This is a genomic window from Aeromonas sp. ZOR0002 (genome assembly GCF_963866995.1).
Classification (GTDB): Bacteria; Pseudomonadota; Gammaproteobacteria; order Enterobacterales; family Aeromonadaceae; genus Aeromonas; species Aeromonas caviae.
The window spans coordinates 12475-29243 of record NZ_CAWMFQ010000203.1; the positions used below are offsets into that span (position 1 = coordinate 12475).

General features: G+C 56.6%; 21 protein-coding genes. 3 read left to right on the forward strand and 18 right to left on the reverse strand.

Annotated elements, in window-relative coordinates; translation table 11 throughout:
- Positions 1–44 precede the first annotated feature (44 nt).
- The 13 genes from AACR77_RS11925 to AACR77_RS11980 form a co-directional block, all read right to left on the reverse strand.
- Positions 45–1334 (reverse strand): phage major capsid protein, encoded by a 1290-nt coding sequence (locus AACR77_RS11925; RefSeq protein ID WP_042881748.1) that lies wholly within the window; start codon positions 1332–1334, stop codon positions 45–47.
- A gap of 68 nt (positions 1335–1402) precedes the next feature.
- Positions 1403–2338 (reverse strand): S49 family peptidase, encoded by a 936-nt coding sequence (locus AACR77_RS11930; protein ID WP_042881750.1) that lies wholly within the window; start codon positions 2336–2338, stop codon positions 1403–1405.
- Positions 2326–3579: a phage portal protein gene (locus AACR77_RS11935; protein WP_042881752.1), complete on the reverse strand. Its 1254-nt coding sequence runs from the start codon at positions 3577–3579 to the stop codon at positions 2326–2328. The genes AACR77_RS11930 and AACR77_RS11935 overlap by 13 nt, the downstream gene beginning before the upstream one ends.
- Positions 3579–3767, reverse strand: a complete 189-nt coding sequence (locus AACR77_RS11940) for a hypothetical protein (protein WP_042881754.1) — start codon at positions 3765–3767, stop codon at positions 3579–3581. Before AACR77_RS11940 ends, AACR77_RS11935 begins: the two co-directional genes overlap by 1 nt.
- Positions 3761–5482, reverse strand: a complete 1722-nt coding sequence (locus AACR77_RS11945; RefSeq protein ID WP_042881755.1) for a terminase large subunit — start codon at positions 5480–5482, stop codon at positions 3761–3763. Before AACR77_RS11945 ends, AACR77_RS11940 begins: the two co-directional genes overlap by 7 nt.
- Before the next feature lie 9 nt (positions 5483–5491).
- On the reverse strand, positions 5492–5977 hold the full coding sequence (locus AACR77_RS11950; protein ID WP_042881757.1) for a phage terminase small subunit P27 family: 486 nt from the start codon (positions 5975–5977) through the stop codon (positions 5492–5494).
- A 95-nt stretch (positions 5978–6072) separates the two neighbouring features.
- Positions 6073–6453, reverse strand: a complete 381-nt coding sequence (locus AACR77_RS11955; protein WP_042881759.1) for an HNH endonuclease — start codon at positions 6451–6453, stop codon at positions 6073–6075.
- Positions 6454–6539: 86 nt separating this feature from the next.
- Positions 6540–7058: a DUF2514 family protein gene (locus AACR77_RS11960; protein WP_042881761.1), complete on the reverse strand. Its 519-nt coding sequence runs from the start codon at positions 7056–7058 to the stop codon at positions 6540–6542.
- Positions 7055–7573, reverse strand: coding sequence for a lysozyme (locus tag AACR77_RS11965; RefSeq protein WP_042881763.1), 519 nt, complete (start codon positions 7571–7573; stop codon positions 7055–7057). Before AACR77_RS11965 ends, AACR77_RS11960 begins: the two co-directional genes overlap by 4 nt.
- Positions 7560–8006 (reverse strand): phage holin, lambda family, encoded by a 447-nt coding sequence (locus AACR77_RS11970; RefSeq protein WP_231563221.1) that lies wholly within the window; start codon positions 8004–8006, stop codon positions 7560–7562. The genes AACR77_RS11965 and AACR77_RS11970 overlap by 14 nt, the downstream gene beginning before the upstream one ends.
- 119 nt (positions 8007–8125) lie before the next feature.
- Positions 8126–9193: a DNA-methyltransferase gene (locus tag AACR77_RS11975; protein WP_042881766.1), complete on the reverse strand. Its 1068-nt coding sequence runs from the start codon at positions 9191–9193 to the stop codon at positions 8126–8128.
- Positions 9105–9323 (reverse strand): Com family DNA-binding transcriptional regulator, encoded by a 219-nt coding sequence (locus AACR77_RS23150; RefSeq protein WP_042881768.1) that lies wholly within the window; start codon positions 9321–9323, stop codon positions 9105–9107. Before AACR77_RS23150 ends, AACR77_RS11975 begins: the two co-directional genes overlap by 89 nt.
- 477 nt (positions 9324–9800) lie before the next feature.
- A complete protein-coding gene (locus AACR77_RS11980) occupies positions 9801–10415 on the reverse strand; it encodes a tetracycline resistance transcriptional repressor TetR(E) (protein WP_042881770.1) in 615 nt (204 codons plus the stop codon).
- Positions 10416–10495: 80 nt separating this feature from the next.
- On the opposite strand from AACR77_RS11980, the gene tet(E) reads away from it, so the two are divergent.
- Positions 10496–11689 carry a tetracycline efflux MFS transporter Tet(E) gene (gene tet(E), locus AACR77_RS11985; RefSeq protein ID WP_042881772.1) on the forward strand — a complete coding sequence of 398 codons (1194 nt, stop codon included), beginning with the start codon at positions 10496–10498 and terminating at the stop codon, positions 11687–11689.
- A gap of 90 nt (positions 11690–11779) precedes the next feature.
- Here the strand turns inward: tet(E) and AACR77_RS11990 are convergent, their stop codons facing one another.
- A complete protein-coding gene (locus tag AACR77_RS11990; RefSeq protein ID WP_052224804.1) occupies positions 11780–12418 on the reverse strand; it encodes an SOS response-associated peptidase in 639 nt (212 codons plus the stop codon).
- Between the two features lie 173 nt (positions 12419–12591).
- On the opposite strand from AACR77_RS11990, the gene umuD reads away from it, so the two are divergent.
- Both umuD and umuC read left to right on the forward strand, forming a co-directional pair.
- On the forward strand, positions 12592–13011 hold the full coding sequence (umuD, locus tag AACR77_RS11995; protein ID WP_042881774.1) for a translesion error-prone DNA polymerase V autoproteolytic subunit: 420 nt from the start codon (positions 12592–12594) through the stop codon (positions 13009–13011).
- A 2-nt stretch (positions 13012–13013) separates the two neighbouring features.
- A complete protein-coding gene (umuC, locus tag AACR77_RS12000; protein ID WP_042881776.1) occupies positions 13014–14288 on the forward strand; it encodes a translesion error-prone DNA polymerase V subunit UmuC in 1275 nt (424 codons plus the stop codon).
- Here umuC and AACR77_RS12005 read toward each other — a convergent pair.
- The 4 genes from AACR77_RS12005 to AACR77_RS12020 are packed head-to-tail and all read right to left on the reverse strand — an operon-like array spanning position 14260 to position 16672.
- Positions 14260–14628, reverse strand: a complete 369-nt coding sequence (locus AACR77_RS12005) for a hypothetical protein (RefSeq protein WP_193557383.1) — start codon at positions 14626–14628, stop codon at positions 14260–14262. The genes umuC and AACR77_RS12005 overlap by 29 nt on opposite strands.
- Positions 14629–14660: 32 nt before the next feature.
- On the reverse strand, positions 14661–15104 hold the full coding sequence (locus AACR77_RS12010; protein WP_042881777.1) for a hypothetical protein: 444 nt from the start codon (positions 15102–15104) through the stop codon (positions 14661–14663).
- 36 nt (positions 15105–15140) lie between these two features.
- The gene (locus AACR77_RS12015) at positions 15141–15773 is read right to left on the reverse strand and encodes a Cap15 family cyclic dinucleotide receptor domain-containing protein (protein WP_042881779.1); all 633 of its coding nucleotides are present in this window, start codon (positions 15771–15773) and stop codon (positions 15141–15143) included.
- Positions 15773–16672 carry a nucleotidyltransferase domain-containing protein gene (locus AACR77_RS12020; RefSeq protein WP_081999444.1) on the reverse strand — a complete coding sequence of 300 codons (900 nt, stop codon included), beginning with the start codon at positions 16670–16672 and terminating at the stop codon, positions 15773–15775. The genes AACR77_RS12015 and AACR77_RS12020 overlap by 1 nt, the downstream gene beginning before the upstream one ends.
- Positions 16673–16769: the final 97 nt, after the last annotated feature.

Genomic DNA, 16769 nt, shown 5'->3' on the forward strand with positions numbered 1-16769 from the left:
GATAATGAAATGGAAGGGGCCACGCAGTAGCCCCCTGCCCTGGATTACCAGGTCACTTCGGTGCCCAGCACCAGCCCTTCTACGTGACGGAAGCCCACATCGTGGTTACCGACCAGACGGATCAGGGACTGGTTGCGGGCGAAGGAGCTGACCAGCTCGCCGGCGGCATCCACATAGGTGGCCTCGCGGCTGAAGTCGATGGTCATGTTGTCCTGCTCGCCGATCACCACGTCGTTCCAGTCCGCGAAGTAGATCTCGGTCTGGTTGGTGCCGACCCCCAGATTCACCGGAATGGTGTTGGTATGGGCGACCGGGTAGCCCTTCAGCAGGCCTTGGGCCATCTCCGGATAGACCTTGTTGCCGTTGCCATCGCGCAGGCCAAACAGCTTCATCCAGGAGCGCGGGCTCATGCCCCAACCCGGGTTGATCATCAGGGAGTCGGAGCTCATCAGCTTCAGGATGAGCGAGTCGAGGTAGGCATCGATAGTGGCCAGGTCCGCCGTGCCGGTCCAGGCGACAGTGCGACCCGCGTCGGTGGCCACTTTCTTGAAGCCGACCGGGGTATTGTTGCTGCCGTCATCGCGCAGGAACGCCTTGTCTTCACGACCGCCCATGGCGGCGAGCATGTCACCCAGCACCAGCTGTTCAACGTTGTACCCGGCGCTCCCGATCAGCTGGTTGCTCATCGGCACCAGGGTGATCATGGTCTTGGCCGCCAGCTTCACATCATCGAAGCTGCCACCGGTGGCCTTGGCATCAACGCCTTCCCCCACGTAGCTGGAGGTGGCCCCGCCGGACATGCGCGGCATGCTCAGGTTACCGTTGGGGAGTGGTACCGGACGAGCCCCGAGTTTGCGCACGATGGTTCTCGGGCGCAGCAGCTCGATCACCTCGGAGTGCAGGTTTTCGGGGATGAGCGCACCACCGGAGCCGGCAGCCGTGCTGATCACCATGGCGATCCCGGCGTCTCCGATCTCTTTGGCGGCAAACTGCTCTGCCAGCTTCATGTCCCCCTGACCGGCAGCAACGGCCATGGCGAGGCGAGCCATGCCGGCACCGGGGTACTGCTTGAGCTCTTGTTTCACATGAACAGCAGGGGAGCCAGTCATCGCGCCAGAAGCCACAACCGGTACTGCCTGCTGAGCAGCCAGCCGCTCTGCAGTTTCCATGCGGGTGATCTGGGCACTGATTTCCGCGACTTTGCTCTCGAGCGAAGTGAACTCGGCCAACTGCTCGGCACTCAGAGCCCCGCCCTGTTTCTCAATGTCAGCCAGGGCGGTGATCTGGGCGACGATTTCGCCACGCTCGCGGCGGAGGGTTTCGATAGTTTTCATCGAGTGGTTTCCTTTGGGTATAAAAAAAGCCCCTGATGGGGCTTATTGGGATGGGCTCCGCCGCAGGGCTAGAGCTGGTTCTGCAATTCGATGGCTTTGGCCCGCAGGCCGATGGTCTGCTGGGGCTTACCCTGGTTGGCCACGCTGGCGGCGAGGGCGTTGAGATAATCCTGGGGATTGGCCAGCTCGTCGGCCAGGCCATTGGCCACGGCTTCACTGCCGCTGAAGAGGGCTGCCTCGGTGGCCTTCACTTCCTCTACCGGCAGGTCGCGATAGCGGGCGACGGAGCTCACGAACAGCTCGTAGGCCTGATCCATCCGGTGATCGATGGCGGCCATCGCCCCCTCGGAAAGGGGCTCGTGTGGAGTGCCGTCTTTCTTGCGCTCGCCGCGGTAGAAGGTGGTGAAGGTGAGACCCACCTCCTGCTCCCACTTGCTCACCTCCATGTGCTCCATGATGACGCCCACCGAGCCGCAGCCGCCGGTCTCGCTCACCACCACCCTGGTGCAAGCGGCCGCGATGAAGTAGGCAGCCGAGTAGGCGGCGAAGTTGACCAGGGCTGTGATCGGTTTGACGCTGCGCTTGGAATAGATGTACTCCGCCAGCTCCTTGCAGCCCACCGCCATGCCGCCGCCGGAGTTGATGTCGAGCACGATCTCCTTGACCCGCTCGTCGGTCAGCGCAGTGGCGATCTGCATCCTCACCCACTCGTAACTGGTCAGCTCGGTGCAGGTGGCATCGATGTGACCACGCCGCGCCATCAGGATGCCGTGCACTGGGATCACAGCCAACCCGCCGATGCGGTTCTTGAACTCGCCCCTGGCCTCCAGCGGCGCAGGCTCTAACCCGTCCGGCAACTCGTCGGCGGCCATGATGTCTCGCTGGTTGCCCAGCATCCGTGGCAGCAGCAGGCTCTTCACCCCGGCCAGAACATCTTGGGTGGCATAGAGGGGTTGGCCAAACGCCATGCTGGCCAGATGGGGGTAATTGATCAGCTTCGGCATAGGATGGCCTCGATCTCGTTGAGTTGTTCGGCACTGGCTTTGGTAATGCCTGGCGGGAGGGAACCGGTGCTCACCATGTTGAGCGGGGTCAGGTAGATATCTCCACCTGCTACCGGCGGCAGGTTCTCCAACCGGCGGATATCGTTGACGCTGAGCCAGCCCCATTGGCGGCCGAGGGCATACGCCTCGTAGCGGGACTTCTGATCTGCCCGCAGCAATCCGGAGACGTTGAACTCGATGTAGAGGTTCTTTCGCTCCGCTGGCAACAGCAGGTCGCGCATCATGGCGCCTTCGATCCGCTTGACCCATGCCAGCAGGGTGTAGATGACAAACTGCAGCCCCTGGTGCTCGATGTTGTTGTTCGTCGCCCGCTCCAGTTCGCCGATCATGTGCGGCGGCACCTTGTAGAGCCGGCAGATCTCGTTGGCGCCATACTTGCGGGACTCCAGCAGCTGCGCCTGCTCGTTATTCATGGCGAGCTGCTTGTACTGCATTCCCTCCTGCAGTAATGCGACCGAGAAGGCGTTGCGCAGACCAGAGTGGCGCTCTACAAACTTGCCGAGGAACGCATCCACCTTGGCCTGTGAGTCGAACTTGGCGCCATCCTTCGGGCTCTCGATGACTCCGGAGAGCGTGGTGCCGTTGGCAAACACCCGTCCCGCATGCTCATCCACCGCCATCGCAAGTCCGATGGTGTCCGGGTTGGTCTGGATTGGTGACAATCCCAGGTAGCCGTCAAGACTGAACGCCTTGACGTGGTGCACCATCCGCATCGGCAGGATCTGGTTGCTGCCATCCAACAACTGGTAGTAGGGCAACCCATCCGGCCCCTTAAGCACAGCTACCTTGTCCGGGTTGATGGGAATGAGTTCGGTGATGAAACCCCGCCCATCCCGGTCGATCAGGCTGTAGCTGTTACCCCGCAGGCCCAGGTGGCCCATGCGTTGTTCGTTATACTCGAACGCCGTGTCTTTCTGGTTCGGCTGGTTGTGGATCAGGTCGTAAAGGGGGTGGTCGGTGGCACGAAGCCGCTTGTCATCGTCACGGCGGTAGAGCTCGCAAGGGAGCTGGGCCACCGACTCCGCCAGCAGGGTGACACAGGCACGCACGACGCCTTGTGCCAAGGCAGTCTCCGGCGTCACCAGCACCCCAGCCTTGGTCGTCTTCCCGGCCATGCTGCTGATCCACTGACTGAAGTTGCCGCCCTTGCGCCCGCTGCCGAACATCATTGGCAGGAACATCAGCTATCCCCCTTGTTGCGTTTGGCAAACTCGGCGGCCGCCACTGCCCGGCTCATCAGAAATGACCAGGCGAGGCAGAGCAGGCCACCGACGACCCAGCCAAGGGGCGGTGAGTAGAGACTGGCGCCATAGGCCAGTGCCGCAGCCCCCAGCAGACCCACGATGAAAATTGAAAGTTGTTTCAGCATAAAACGTCCGAGGTTTCGTAGATGGAGCGCTCATCTTCACGGCCCGGCACCATGGCCCGACCGATGGCCATCATCAGCGCGACTGCACCGTCTATCTTCTGATCGGCGCTCTCCTTGACCGGGCGCACCATGTCATCGTTACCGGGCAGATACTTGCCGATCACGTTGCCAATGCACCAGGTCATCAAGCTGTTGCCGTCGTGGTGGAAGCGGCCTGCCGTGATGGCCGCCTCCAGCTCCTTCATGGCGCCGGACATGTTCTGATAGTTCTGGGTGATAGTGATGGGGGTCATCCCTTCGTCCGCCAGTGAATGTGAGAGAGCGATGGCGCCCGCCGGGTCGAGGGGGGTTTCCAGCACCTTGTTGTCGAGGTTGGCCTCTTTGGCCTCTTCGAAGATCTCTCGGTAGTCGATCTCCGCGCCATCGGTGGTACTGAGTTCACCCAGGTTGACCCACTTCTGGTATCGCTCCGCCAAACGCCGGTTGTCGTTATCGAACACGGTATCTTCCGGCACCCAGAATCGGGGGGCCACGGAGTAGTAGTGGCGCTTGCCGTCGATATCGCGCCAGAACAGGCGGGCCATGGAGTTCATGTCGAGCTTGCGTGCCAGGTCAAAGCCAAGGATGCACTCGTCACCGGCGAACTGCTCCAGGGTGAGGCTCTTGTCCTCGCAAGCCGCCCAGCGCTGCATGTTGTAGAACGCTGTCTTGGCCGAGACCCAGACGTTGAGGTGTTTGGTCTTGAAGATGTTGGCAAAGCGGGCCGACTTGATCGCCTTGGCCTGCTGCGCCAGCAGGTGATCTGAGTAGACCGAGATCCCCATATTGGGGTTGGCCTTGGCCAGCACCGCGGGATTTGCCCAGTCATCGCCTTCGTCGATGGTGTAGATGATCCCGAATAGCTCGTCGTCCGGCACCGTGCCGGCCAGCATCTCGATCACCTCCCGCCGCTTGTCGTAACAGGGCCCGTCGATGTTGTAGCCCGCGGTGGTGATGATCCACATCAGAGGCTGCTTGCGGGCCCCCATACCGGTGATCATGGTGGTATAGAGATCGTCGCTGTCGTGCTCGTGGTATTCGTCCACGATGGCGCAGGATGGCGACTGGCCGTCACCAGGGTTGCCGATCAGCGGCTCGAAGCGGGCGCCGTCAGCAGGGATGTTCATGTTGCTGGCGTTGACCTCGATGCCGTAATGATCGAGCAGCGCCGGGGTACGCTTGGCCATCAGGCGGGCCGGGCGGAATACCTCCCACGCCTGTTTCTCTGTCGTCGCGCCGGAGTAGACCTCGGCGCCGAATTCGTTATCCGCCGCGAAGCAGTAGAGGCCAACCGGGGCGGAGAGCGCCGACTTGCCGTTCTTGCGGGGGATCTCGTTGTAAACCTCGCGAAAGCGCCGCAGGCCGCTTCCTTTGCGCACCCAGCCAAACACGCAGCAGATGATGAACAGCTGCCACGGCTCAAGGTTCAGGGTCTGGCGCTTGAAGGCCCACTCCCCCTTTGTGTGGGGCATGAGCTGAACGAACTTGGCAGCCCGCTCGGCTTTGTCCTTGTCGAAACGAAACCGGAACTTGGCCGACTTCTCCTTGGCCAGATCATCGAGATGACGCTGGCACGCCTGGATCACATAGCGGCAGGCAGGGATCTTGCCGCGCACTATGTCGCGGGCGTAGCCATTGGCCACGTTGACGTAGGGATAGCTTTTGCGTGCGGCCATGGTCCATCCCTACAAAGCAGCGAACGGGTTGCCGCCTCCCTTCTTCTTGTTACCGCTGATCAAGCGCGAGCGGCTGGAAGGGTCCAGCCCGAGCATGGCCCCGTATGTGGTCATTTGCTTGAGTGATTCATTGGCGACGGTACAGGCCGGATTCTTGACTGGACCACCAGTGGCCCCTTCAACCACCAGGCCGTGCTTGGTGATCTCAATCTCGGCTCTGCGCCAGCGGGAGTAAGCGGCGCAGAATGCCTCCAGGTTGTGCAGATCGGTGATGCACAGCACCTCGGCGGCGCACAGTTCTTTGATGACCATATCCCACAGCGTGGGGGCCCATGGATCCTCTGCCAGCCACTCAGGGCAGGCGACCCCGATCAGAGGGGTGAAGGTGGGTTCGTCTTTATTCAGTGCCCGCTTGCCGGCATTGCCCCCCAGGCGCTTCAGTGCGGTCGGCTTGGGCTTTCTGCCGCGCCCGGGCACGGCAGCTGCACCGGCCATCGCGCCCTCCATTTAAATTTTTAATTTCGCGGGTATAAAAATTTCGCGGGGCGGAGCAGTGGTGAGGTCGAAAGGTTGGGAGGAATTGATCCCCCCTACCCCCTCGGCAGCCCCGTCCGGCGTGCAGCCAGCGCCTCTGCTCGCGTCTTGCTGGCATGGCAAGGGTCGCAGATTGCCTGCAGGTTGCGCTCATCATCGGTACCGCCAGCGGCTTTGTTGGCGATGTGATCGACTTGAGTCGCTGGTGTCACAATGCCCAAGGCAAGGCACACCTGGCACAGGTAGCTATCCCTCACCAGGATCCGCTTGCGCAGCTTGCGCCATGCCCAGTCATAGCCGCGAACATCGGCACTGACCTTGGCCACCTTCTTCCATCCATCCAGCAAGTGCACGTGGGCAGGGCAGTAGCCGTGGCGCTCTGTCGTCAGCTGATGACAGGTGCGCTCTCGGCACACCTTTGGGACTCGTAGTGGCATGGTGATTACCTGATGGGTGCCGCACCGGCACACATAAACGCGGGACGACCCGCCTGATTGGAGAGTGACCCGGTGCGGCGATTCGGTTACTGCTTCGCACTCAGGGAGAGGTAGGCGCTTTCGCAGGCCAGGCCCGATGCTCGAGCTCGGTCATAAGCTGCTGCCAACTCTCCCGCTCGCGCATCAGCCCGGCTGAGCAGCTCGGCGAGCACCACGGCGGGCTGTCCATTTGTCGAGCCTGGCTGGGCAGTTGCGGGATGGCTGGTGCACTGACTTGCTCGCTCTGCCAATCGGCGGGCTTGCTCGTGCACCCCAGCAGCAACAGCGCTGGCAGCAGCAGCGTCAGCCTCAGCCCGAGCAATCTGTTGTTCGGCATGTTGTCTCACCTCATCAATGCTGGTTTGGCGACGGCGCTCTTCCTCACGCGCCAGCTCCAGTGCGGTAGCCTTGGCATCGACCAGCTCCTTAGCCTGTGCGTTCCACTTCAATTCCCAAGCGGTGTCGGTGACGCTGACCCCATGGCGATAGGCTCCCCACAGGCAGCCCAGTACGGTAGCGATAGTCAGCAGGTAGGGTATGGCGCGGCGGAATAGTTCTGGGTTCATGCTGCAGCCACCCCCTTCTTGATGGCTGTAGCTCCATCCATGCCCCTGAACAGGCATTCCTCTGCCACACGCCGGCGGGTCAACCCGCGCATCACCTTGCCGTCATTCTTGTTCCACTTACGGAATTCCAGTGCTGCGCCTTCATGGTCACCGGCATTCAGCTTGTACAACAGCGTGGAGTCACCCAATCCTTCGGCAAGCGTATCGGCATCGATGTCTGAACCGACGTTGTAGGCGAATGACACCAGCGCATCGAACTGGCCTTGGGTCAGTGGCACCTTGACCAGAGACAGCACATCACGTTCAAAGCGGCGTAGATCCTCAATGAATGCCGCATCTGCCTGTGCTTGCGTCCAGACCAAACCAGGCTTTACCTCCGGCCCGGTGTGGCCCCAGCCAATGGTCCAGGGTTCCCCATTCTTACTGCCGGGGTCCGGGTAAGCCTTGAGCTTGCAGGTCTCGAAGTAGTGCGTGACGCTGATGCAATGCGGCGATGCCCGCTCAATCCTGACCATTGCCGAACCTCCGATCCAGCCAGCGGCTGGCCACATCGCGGATCTTCTCAACGCCAAGGAAGCCGATGAACCCGCCGACAAAGCCTGAAGCGGTGGCCGGGATGCCAATCATGTCCATCCCTGACATAACGGACAGCGAGATGGCACCACACAGTACCGACTCAAGCAGACGCTGCCGAACGGCTCCACCGGTGTAAGTCACCCGCAGCCAGGAGATCACCACTGACAGGGTGAAGCCATACAGGGCGGGCCAGTGAGTGTCGGCCCACGCCAGCAGCCAGGCCAACAGACCAAGGTCTTTATCAGGCATCTTCATACCCACCACCCCGCAGGGCCTCTGAAATGAAAAAACCCCGGCAAGGCCGAGGTTTGGAAGGGGAAATAAAAAAGGACCGAACCCTTTCGGGTGCAGTCCTCCATCGTTGATATTCAAGTTAGCAAATAGTGTCAGGAGGGTAAAGCTGCATCGTAAGATGGCATAATGATCTACTGCTAACTCTATGGCCCAGCAAGAAAAATAACATCCCCGCTGGTCCCTGCTAGCCGTTGCGGTTAGACCTTCTCCCCCTTTTCTACCGCCGTTTCCATTTCAGCACATGTCTGCCGATACCTGGGTTCTTCCAGCTCCACGCCAAGGAAGCGTCGGCCCAACTTGATAGCGGCCTTGCCCGTGGAGCCAGACCCCATAAAGAAGTCTGCTACCACATCCCCTGGGCGACTACTGGTCCGGATGATGTGCTCCATCATGGCCAGTGGCTTCTCACATGGGTGTTTCCCTGGGTAGGCCTGCACCGATGGGTACAACCACACATCGGTGAACGGCACTTCCTGGGTGACAGAGAACGGTCGGCGCAACAGCTCATACTCCGCTCGCAACTCATCATAGGATGCCACCAAGTGGCTATAGGTCTGATGCAACCCCTGATAGGTTTCGCTCAGCCCTGCATAATCCTTCCCAAGCGCCCTGCCCCGCTCGGCAAACAACACCTGCAACTGGGAATACTGCTCTCGGCTCGGTAATTGCCACTGGCTGGCGCCGAACCAGTGGCCGGCCATCTTGGTGCCAGTTACCAGGTTGATATCCGCAGCACTGACACCAGCCATCTCCCGGGCGTGACGGAAATACTCGATGAGCGGCGCAAAAACCTGACGGCGCAGATCATGGCATGCCTTCGCATAACCTGACCCTACCTTAGCACTCCCCTCTGCCCCTACCTGCTCGGCGAAGATGATCCGTTCGCTTGCCGGCCAGAACGCCCGCATATCGGCCTTTCGCATCCGGTTCCATACCCCTGACGGTTTGGCCCACACGATATGGTTCAACACCCGGAAGCGATCCCGGATCAGCATCTCCACATCTGCATTCATCCGCGGTGAGCAGAACAGGTACACAGAACCATTTGGCTTGAGTACCCGCCGGAACTCCACCAAGAAGGCATCGAGCCAGGCTAGGAACTCGACACCATTCTCCCACTGGTTGTCCCATACCTCCTGCTTCACTCCGAAATAGGGCGGGTCCGTCGCAATCAGATCAACACTTGCCGCCGGCAGCGTCTTGATAAACTTCAGCGAGTCCGCGTTCACCAGCCGCACCCACCCGTCCTGTAATTGTCTTTCCATCACGACCTCCTAGCAGGAGCTCAGAGGCACTCGCATTGTTGATGACCTTGCATCGGGGACACTTAATGTCGATCTGTCCCACAAAATTCGCCAATTTTCGGCCGCACTGGCCGCATCGTAATTCGTACATATGATCAGGGATCCTCAAGCGTGATAAGCTCACCCCGCTCTGCAGAGCAATGGTGGCCTTGGCTTAGCCCGTGACCTCATTCATGTGGCTAGGTGATCTGGTGGCGTTGCAAGCACCACCAGGTCGCCACCATCTCTCAGGCAACAAAAAAGCCCGCCACATTGCTGTGCGGGCTTAGTTTCGAACCAATGAAAAAGGACCATTCCCGTTAGGGAACAGTCCTCTATCATTGGGATTTATCCTACAAAAAATTGCAGCACTTAGTCAACTGAGCTCTTGAGCGAACTTAGAAAACATTCCTTCCAATACATGGTCATTACAAGGTAATATCACAATAGAACTTCCATTATGGAAAACGCTAATAACGCCAGATAAAATAGAATAATCTATAAATTGATAAACACCAATCTACCCCCATTTACAACGGTTTGAATGAATATCACCACGACATTATATTCATTCATTATCCTTAGTAATTTAATCCTGTTTTTTTTCATCCAACTGCGCTGAGAACCCACTTATTAAAGATTTCAATCCAAAGTTAAAAGCCATTTCAGCAGTGGTTCTCGTCTGAACATTAAGTGCCTCTTGTAATAATGGTGGCACAGCGTCCATCGCTGTATTGTATTCTGTTGAATTTGTGGCTTGCTCTTCCAATACTGCACCAAGCGTAAAATGGCTGATAGATTGCAGAATGAAAAGAGCCTCCTCGACCGAAAACCCTGCATCGCATAGACAGCGTAGTTGCGCCTCTGCTTGTTCAAACTGGGGGGGTGTAGGAGAGGTCCCTATATGCAATCGGGCTCCATCACGATGGACCAGCAATGCTTTACGGAAACTCAGAGCATTTTCCTGAAGAAACTGTTGCCAACTCTCAGTCGGTAACGGTACTGAACGGGTGTGATGCTTCGCCAGTATTGCCTCTGAAAGCATATTCATAAGGGTCTGCTTATTGCGCACGTGCCAATACAGTGTCGGTTGCTCAATTTTGAGCGACTGCGCCAACTTACGCGTCGTCAAGCCCTCTAGCCCTTCTCTGTCCAGCAGGGTGAGCGCCATTGAAATTACGTCGTCCAAGCTTAGTCGTGCCATCACGATCTCCTTTTGCTGTTGACAATCTATCACCGATAGAGTTAATTTTCAATCCCTATCACAGATAGAGAACGTTAACAATGAACCGCACTGTAATGATGGCACTGGTCATTATTTTTTTAGATGCTATGGGGATTGGCATAATTATGCCTGTCTTGCCGGCGTTATTACGAGAGTTTGTTGGAAAGGCTAGTGTTGCAGAGCACTATGGTGTTTTATTGGCGCTGTATGCAATGATGCAAGTGATTTTTGCCCCTCTTCTCGGCCGCTGGTCAGATCGTATAGGTCGTCGCCCTGTACTATTACTTTCACTTTTAGGCGCAACCCTGGACTACGCATTAATGGCAACAGCCCGCGTAGTGTGGGTGTTGTATCTGGGACGCTTAATTGCGGGTATTACCGGTGCGACTGGAGCTGTTGCAGCATCAACAATTGCCGATGTTACACCTGAGGAATCCAGGACACATTGGTTTGGTATGATGGGAGCCTGTTTTGGTGGCGGTATGATTGCTGGACCAGTCATTGGTGGTTTTACCGGTCAACTTTCAGTGCAGGCACCGTTTATGTTCGCTGCTGTTATTAACGGGCTGGTATTTCTGGTCTCCCTATTAATTTTACATGAGACCCATAATGCCAATCAGGTTAGTGATGAGATAAAGAATGAAACAATCAATGAAACCACATCCTCCATACGCGAGATGATCTCCCCATTATCGGGATTGCTAGTTGTTTTTTTCATCATTCAATTGATTGGCCAAATCCCTGCAACATTATGGGTTTTATTCGGAGAAGAGCGCTTCGCATGGGATGGCGTAATGGTCGGTGTTTCATTGGCTGTGTTTGGGCTTACACACGCACTGTTTCAAGGACTTGCTGCTGGTTTTATCGCTAAACATTTGGGAGAACAGAAAGCTATCGTGGTTGGCATCTTGGCTGATGGCTGTGGCCTACTTTTATTGGCAGTCATTACTCAAAGCTGGATGGTTTGGCCGGTTGTACTGTTACTCGCTTGTGGTGGCATAACTCTTCCCGCTTTGCAGGGAATTATATCTGTTCGTGTCGGTCAGGTAGCACAGGGACAATTGCAAGGGTTGCTGACCAGTTTGACTCACCTTACGGGTGTAATCGGTCCACTTATTTTTGCATTTTTGTATAGTGCAACCCACGAATCTTGGAATGGTTGGGTGTGGATAGTTGGCTGCGGATTGTATGTAGTGGCACTGACTATACTGAGGTTTTTCTATCCCAGCCGGCTCCCCACAGCGAAGTGCTGATGCAGGTGATAGACAAGATTCTCTGCACGACACCACTCAGCAATCACACTTTGGTGTTGAGTGGCTAGGCGTAACATCGCAGAGTTGTCGTTAGCCTCCACGTAGGAGTGACATCGGCGTCCCGACCAGCCGCTCAGTGACCAGCTGCACCAGGTAGGTTTGCGCCAACTCCGGCTCACGGCAACCCAACCAGGTGTCGTAGTCATCTGGCGACACAATGACCAGGCTCCGCTTCTCGTCTCCTGGCTTGTGCATTCGCCGCAACAGTGGGTGCATGTCAGCATTGATTGTGAGCTGGGAGAAGCTAAAGGTGTAGCCCTGCTCCTCCGGCCATGCCCGCCAGATGCCGGCAACCGCGAAAGGCGTGCCAGCGGCCATGCTGATCCGCCAACGCTCGGCCTTGCCACTCTCGTAACAGGGCTCGAAGAAGCCGGTCATGGGCACCAGACAGAGATGCCCCTGCTGCCAGGCGCGGCGGTACGTCGGCTTTTCACCCACCGTCTCGGCCCTAGCGTTCATCGTGGCGTAGTGCTTGCCGCCGGGCTGCACCTTCCTCTTCGGCACCAACCCATAGCTGGCGACCAGAGCCTGCCGCCGACCGTCTCGCTGGATCAGGATCGGGGCCTGATAGTCTTGCCACACCTCCCCTTTCCATTCGAACCCAGGGTCATCGACCCCGAAGTATTCCACCAGCACTGCCTTTGTCGGCGGGATGTAGTTGATGCACATGAGCTGCGCCCCATTGCGTGTAGTGGTCGAGGCCTGCTGGCCGACCTATGCCCAGCATAATCCGTCACGGCGCGCCCCGCCCTGCCCTGCCCTGCCAAGACCCGATCGCCAACCGATGATCTTTCCGGATCCCTCAGTTAGAATGACTGTATGTTCATACAGTGACTTTTGCCATGATCCCCCATGCCACCGATGCACCTATCATAGAGCTCCCTTTATTCCTCACCCCTGCCGCCTGCGGGTTCCCCTCCCCGGCTCAGGACTATGTGGAACAGACCATCGACCTCAACCAGCACTGTGTCTCCCACCCGGCGGCCACCTTCTACGTGAAAGCCAGTGGTCACAGCATGGTGGAAGAAGGTATCAACGACGGCGACATGCTGGTCATCGACCGCGCCATCACCGCCCGCCACGGTGATATCGTGCTGGCCTGCCTGGATGGCGAGTTCACCGTCAAGAAGCTGCAGGTGCAGCCCGTCCCCGCCCTGCTGCCGGGTAACCCAGATTTTCCGCCGATCTACCCGCAAGAAGGCCAGGAGCTGGATATCTTCGGCGTCGTCACCTTCGTCCTGCACAAAACCCGGCGAGGGTAGCCATGCCAACCGCCATTGCACTGGTCGACGTGAACAACTTCTACGCCTCCTGCGAGCGGCTGTTTCGCCCCGACCTCAAGGGGGTACCGATCGTCGTGCTCTCCAACAACGATGGCTGTGTGGTAGCCCGCTCTGCAGAGGCCAAGCGGTTGGGGATCAAGATGGGGGTGCCCTACTTCCAGATCCGCGAGCGCTATGAGGAGCAGGGCGGTACCTGGTTCAGCTCCAACTACGCCCTCTACGGCGACATGTCGAACCGGGTGATGACGACCCTGGAGAGCATGGCGCCAACAGTCGAGGTCTACAGCATCGATGAAGCGTTTATCGAGCTCGGGGAATTTTGGGCCGGCGACTTGATGGAATATGGCCGCCAGATCCGCCAACGGGTGCAGCAGTGGACCGGCCTCACCGTGGGAGTCGGCATTGCACCGACCAAGACCCTGGCCAAGCTCGCCAACTACGCCGCCAAGAAGTGGCCGGCTACCGGTGGCGTCGTTGATCTGCGTGATGAAGAGCGCCGCGCCAAGCTGATGGCCATCACCCCGGTCGATGAAATCTGGGGGATCGGCCGCCAGCTCACCGCCAAGCTGACGGCCCAGGGCATCACCACCGTAGCTGGCCTGGTGGCGGCCGACCCCAAGAGCCTGCGCAGCCGGTATGGCGTCGTCGTCGAGCGCACCGTGCAAGAGCTGCGGGGGATCCCCTGCGCCGACTTGGAGCCCCTGGCCCCGACTAAACAGCAGATCATCTGTAGTAGGAGCTTCGGGGCGCGCATCACCCAAATCGGCCCCATGCGTGAGGCCCTGGCTGGCTACATGGAGCGGGCCGCCGAAAAGCTACGGGCCGAAGGTCAACGTTGCCGCCATGTGACCCTGTTTATCCGCAGCAGCCCCTTTTCGGAGCGAGAGACCTACTACAGCAACCAGATCGCCACCCGGTTATCCACCCCAACAGCCGACACCCGCGAACTGCTCGCCCAGATCGAACCGCTACTGCGCCGGATCTGGCGGGATGATATCCGCTATATGAAGGGCGGCGTCATACTGGCCGACTTCACCCCCATGAGCATGCAGCAAGGAGACCTGTTCGCCGCGGAGCAGCAATCCCCCCGCAGCGAAGCACTCATGCAAGTCATCGACAAGATCAACCAAGGGCGGTTGGGGAAGGTCTACTTCGCGGCTAGGGGGATAGACCGCTCGGAGTGGATGATGAAAAGGGAGCAGCTAAGCCCCCGCTACACCACCTGCATCAGCGAGCTCCCCGCGGTGAAGGCATGAGTTTGACCAGCTTGGTCAACTGTTGATGGATAGACGCCGACTTTGGCGCCGGCGGCAACTTCTGGGGCCTTGGCGGAACTTCGGGATGGATGCAGAACACCTTGATAAAGATCCGTTTAGGAGCTCTCCCCTTCTCCTTCAGCCCTCCTCGGACTTCGGCAACCAGCTCCACACTATCCAGCCGGCGCAAGTAGATCATTAGCTGGCCTGCCTGGCCACTGGGGATCTCAAACACTTCGGCGATGTCATAAAGATCGAAGAAATCCCCATGAAGCAGCCCCCAACCCGCCATCTTCAGGGCGGGTGCTTTCAATACGCTATCCATGCGTTGTAGCCCCATCCTCGCTCTTGCAGTTCAGTACCAACCCCAGCTCAGCTCGGTACTTGCTCCAGACTCACAGTTCTACCTTGCTGACCTTCGAAGGTGGCCGCCAACTCAACTGCCTTCTCATGACTGAACCCTCTGGCATCGCGAATTTCTGTTGATGCGCGAGACTTGCCATCTCGACTCAGGCTTGAAATATAGAGGGGGCCGATCGGTAGTCCCTCATCCTTGAGGCGAACAATCCAACTACCAGGAGCAGCCTTCATAGGAATAGGCAGTTCCTCATGTTGCAACTTCCCGCTTTCATCGCGCACGATGGCAACTGCAACCGCATATCCGGGCCCCCGACGGTTTGCCGACGCCCATGCCTTTGCCGCAGTCTCGTACAGCAGGGCAGCTGCCGGATCCCAGAGGTAATTGCTTGGTGATGCTGTGGTCAGGTACCCACTTTCAATCTCACTGTAAACTGCATATCCAATGCGTTCAGACATAATTGCTCCTATTATTTCACCGGCAGCAGCATCTTATTATTTGCTCAGATCGCGCTCGGCCTGCTCATATGTTGCATACAGTTTTACAACTTTACTGAATAATTTCATTCCACCTTTCGTCGCTCTGTCAGTCCAATAGTGCCCCTCAAGCTCCTCAACTGGTGAACCATGAATCTCAAGAGCAAAAGAACCGTGGTGAATTTCACTCCTTACACCCTGCAGCTCGATTTTTGGTTCGTTCCTATATACTCCCACAAGCTTGAATAAATCTTCATCCTCTTGTTGCTCAATGCTATGCGCAACAAGAACTGATCGAGATTCCTTCGTCATCAATCTCAGGCTTAGATTTGTTAAAGACTGTCGAACAACCGCGTATCCATAAATTGGATCAATTCCTTTTCCAGTTTCAGGGTTAATCCAACTACTTTTAAGCTCAACCTTCCATGTCCCTCGTAAATCTGGACGTTTAACGTACCAGCCTTTAAATATTTTCCACGACCAAAGATATTTATTAAAAAGGGTGACAAGTAGTGTAATAACACCGACAACAGTTCCAAAAGGCTTAACAAAATCAGCACTTAGCACAGGCATCCCCTGTATCCAAAGAGCTATCAACCAAACTGCGATTGTGAGACCAATGAATGAAGATATATGAAGTCTAGTGAGCATTATTTGTACCCTATGTAATCCCAAGCATCACTCAGAAACTGATGCGCACCCTGTCTAGTCCAAGGTTGAGAACCTCTGAATAAATATTTAAGCTCGCTAACCTCACCCCATTCTAAACATTTCTCATCAGTAATTGTGTTATTGTATAGCTCAGCAAGAACAGCACGAACCATTTGCATATAAGTCAAATAATTAAAACAGGGGCTTGAAGCATTAAAAACTAGGCACTCGATCAGAAAGCTAGGAGCACGTTTTGCTGATTCAATTCCATTGCCGGCCATTTCATTCGACAGTGTCTTAATAATCCTGACAACGCGTTTATACCTTCTGGATGTAGAATCGTTCTTTGACACACCATTAATATAATGCTGTTCCGGCCAATTTCTTATAATAGATGGCTTTCCATCATCAGGGCGCATTTCTACACCAGATAAATACCTAGTGGAAGATATGTATCTCCTATGTTCGAAGAAAGCAGCTACGTCAGACTCCACCCGATAAGTATTTTCTTTTATGTCGAAAGATTTGCTGCCTCTAGATACGGACGCCCGACCAAATCTAGCTACTAGAGCTTCTTCGAGCTCATTTTTGAAAGCGAAATAAGTATAGGTTCCATCGCTAAAACTTTTACTCAGCTCAGCTTTGACGTTATCATCAGGATATTCTGGAAAAAAGGTGTCATAACAGACCACACCAATATCAACATCACTATCTTTTCGTACATTTACTCGATTTCTGTAAGAGCCCTGAGTAAATACCTTTATATCTCGACTTTGCAGCTTAGGGCTACTTTGAATTGCTTGTCTGATTTGTCGTTCTGCATTTTCTGCCCTCGCTTGCTCAGTCTCGCTTGGACCTCTAGCCCATGTTGAAAAGACTGACTCCCAATCCCTATTCATACTGAATCCTTTCGTAATGGTGCGTAGCGACTCATCGATTATTCGTTGGTATGCCCGCATAGGCACCTGATCTAAGTTTAAGTTTCGAGTCTATCCG